The following is a 2969-nucleotide window of genomic DNA, read 5'->3' as shown; positions in this document are numbered from 1 at the left end:
AGCGAAGCAAAAATCATTTAAAAGCGCTCGCGAGATAAGCCGAAAAAGCTAAATTTTCAGCCCGTTTTCGTACCAATCTATCTTCCTGGTCAAATACATAACAAGCGCAATCACCGCAAATATCATCACGCTGCCCATCAAAAGCGCGTAGTCCTCGGACTGCAAGATACCGTAGAGCAAGCAGTAGCTAACCCCGTGTACGAGCGCGATAAATACGCCCCATTTGCGAGCCCGAAAGATCGCCGAGCCGTAGAAAAGTATCGTCGCGCACACGGCTGCGGCCGCGACAAGATAACTAGCTAAAAAGCTAATATGCTCGGAAAATGAGAGCACGAGCAGGTAAAATAGCACGTCGGCGGCTCCGATGAGTAGGTACTGGATCGGGTGAATGCGGACGCGGCTGTAAATTTCGCACAGAAATATCGCCAAAAACGGCACCGCTAAAAACAAGATCGCGTAGGTCACGCAGCGCGCGATGAGCGAGTAGTTATTTACGGGGCTGATGAAGCTAGCCTCGACGCCCTCAAACCCCATCTCGCGCCTGCCGTCCATGATCCACGCCTGCGGAACGCCGGTGCTAAGGCCCGAGATCTCCCACTGCGCGTTAAAGCCGCTGCTTGTGACTTCGCGCGATTTAGGCAGCCAGCCGCCGCTAAAAGACGGCGAGCTCCACGAGGATTTTACGTCAAATTTATTATCCTGCCCCACAGGGACGAAGCTCGCGCTCTGCCCGCCCTGCATAGATAGCGCGCCCGCTAGCTCAAAGCCGCCGTTTGCTAAATTTGCAGGTAGTTTGTAGTGGACGCTTTGGGCAAAGGGTGAGTATTTAGGCGGCGCAAAAGACTGCGCGAGATCCTGCCCGTTTGCTTTTAGCGCGGGAAATGCGGTAAAGGTCTTTTTGCTGCCTACGCCTAAAATCAGCGTCGCCTCGCTTAGTAAAATGTCGCTTTCTGCGATATTTAGCTGCTCGAAATTTAGCGGGGCAAATTTGGCTTTTAGCGCGACTTCGCCATTAAAAACGGGCACGCTAAAGATACCGCGCTTTAGATACTGCGGATTTAGCTGGGTCGATAGCTCATAAGACTGCGGCGCTATCATGATCTGCTCGGTTGTCTGCGATACCGTAGGTACGCCGTTTTCGTTGTAGATCGCCGCTTGCTTTTTATACGGCACCGAGATTAAAACACCTTCGATCCTAAGCGGGCCGCCGACCGGCTGCATGATGGACTCCTCGGCGGTACGCTTGACGTAGGCGCGGTCAGAGATCATCGAGCTGATGAAACCTAGCGGGATAAGCAGCAGCAAAAGCAAGACGAAAATGATGACGGGCTTCGTCCAAAAGCCACCTCTGACGCTATCCATGATTTTGTTTTCCATTGGATTTCCTTTTGATTTTTTTCACTGCGATTTTAGCTAGAAATCGTAATAAATCGGTAAAAAAGGTTGTAAATTTAGAGCAAATTTGACGGCAAATTTAGCCGCGTCGCAAGCTGCGCTTTCTAAGGTAGCTATAAATCCAAGCTCCAAGCACTAAAACCGCCGCGAGGCAATACATATAAAAGGCCGCGCCGTTTTCATACTCCACATCCTGCGCACTAAAGATGAGCTGCGACATCTCTGGGTTTCGCGCCGCCTCGTCCGCGATCTGCGCCATCACCTCATCATCATGCACGTCTAGCGTGATCTTTCGCAGCTCGATGAAATTTGTCCGCTTATCCAGATGCCTGCCGCTGCGACCCGTGACGTAAACGCTATGCGAGTAAAAATTTAGATAGTAAAATCCCGCGTCGTCCTTAAAAAGCCTTTCCGAGATCTGCCGCACGGCGCCTTTAAACGGATTGTCGCCCGCCCTTTTTAGCGCGCTTAGCCTACTGCCATCTCCGCCAAATTTATAATAAACGTACCAAAATGCGTCCTTGAGCCTGCCCTCGGCACCGCTAGCGCGCGGTCGATTTAAAATTTTATCCTTGCTTAGATAAAATATGCCGTTTTTGCTCGCAAACAGCATGTATTCCTGATACCCGCTCTGAAAATTTAGCGGCGTATAGGGCTCGTTTGAGGGGTCAAATCTCTCGCCGTTCATAAACACCGCGCCCGCAGCGGGATCGTAGAGAAACTCTATGCCCGCGTTTGGCTCCACGAGATACATCTGCTCGCTAGGCGTGAAATTTAGCCTCTCGCCGCCCTTATAAATGCTGCGTCCGTCGCTCAGCCAATTATCGATGAGGCGAAAGTGCGCGGGCAGCTCGGAGCCTTCTTCATATACGGTTTTCCGCCTTATCTGTTTTAGATTTTTTGCGTCGGCGCCCTCTAAAATTTTACCCTCGTAAAATACCCGCTCGCCGTCCGTGGCGACATACGGGCTCTCGGTCAGCGGCGAGATGGGCGCGCTAGTATCCAGCCTCGCGTATGGGTAGTTGTACTCCTGCGGCCATTTGGAGAGCCCAAAGGCGTGGAAAAATACCTTGTAAATGTAGCTTATCGCGCCGCCCGTGCGCTGCGTGACATCCGAGCAGAAGTAGCTCACGCGCCCGTCGCTGTAGTATCGCGCGCCGATCTTTTGCGTGCGGGCGGGATCCAGCCCCGACATCTTGCGAGCGCCGCAAAATACGCTACTAGCATCCATGCCGACGTTTGTGTAGGAGTATCTGCCGGTATCAAGCGCGCGAAAGCTCGCCGCGTCCGCGCCGCCCTCTAGCTCGTAAGGAGCGAGGTTCCAAGAGCGTAGATAAATTTTGCCGCTGATGTTGTAATAATCGCTGCCGCCGATCTTTTGTGCGTCCGCGGGCAGCTCGCGCGAGCTATCATACACCGATAACTCATAGATAAAAACGAGCGAGACGAAGAGCGGCACGAAAAGTACCGCAAATAGCAGCCTTAGCGCCTTTTTATCAAATTTGCTTAAATTATTCGTCTTTTTCATAAGGCAATTATATATCTTGCTAGTTTAAAACGTTAGAAATTTAAAA

General features: G+C 51.6%; 2 protein-coding genes. Both read right to left on the bottom strand.

The genetic code is table 11. The features are described 5' to 3' along the window. Positions 1-48: 48 nt before the first annotated feature. A complete protein-coding gene (creD, locus tag Q0314_RS07050) occupies positions 49-1377 on the bottom strand; it encodes a cell envelope integrity protein CreD (protein ID WP_298057798.1) in 1329 nt (442 codons plus the stop codon). Positions 1378-1474: 97 nt separating this feature from the next. Beyond that, positions 1475-2923, bottom strand: coding sequence for a DKNYY domain-containing protein (locus Q0314_RS07045; protein WP_298057797.1), 1449 nt, complete (start codon positions 2921-2923; stop codon positions 1475-1477). Between the last annotated feature and the right edge of the window lie 46 nt (positions 2924-2969).

This window comes from uncultured Campylobacter sp. (assembly GCF_938040115.1).
In the GTDB taxonomy this organism is placed as follows: domain Bacteria; phylum Campylobacterota; class Campylobacteria; order Campylobacterales; family Campylobacteraceae; genus Campylobacter_A.
Note: the sequence above shows the minus strand (reverse complement) of the source record. Positions and strands in the feature narration are given on the sequence as shown.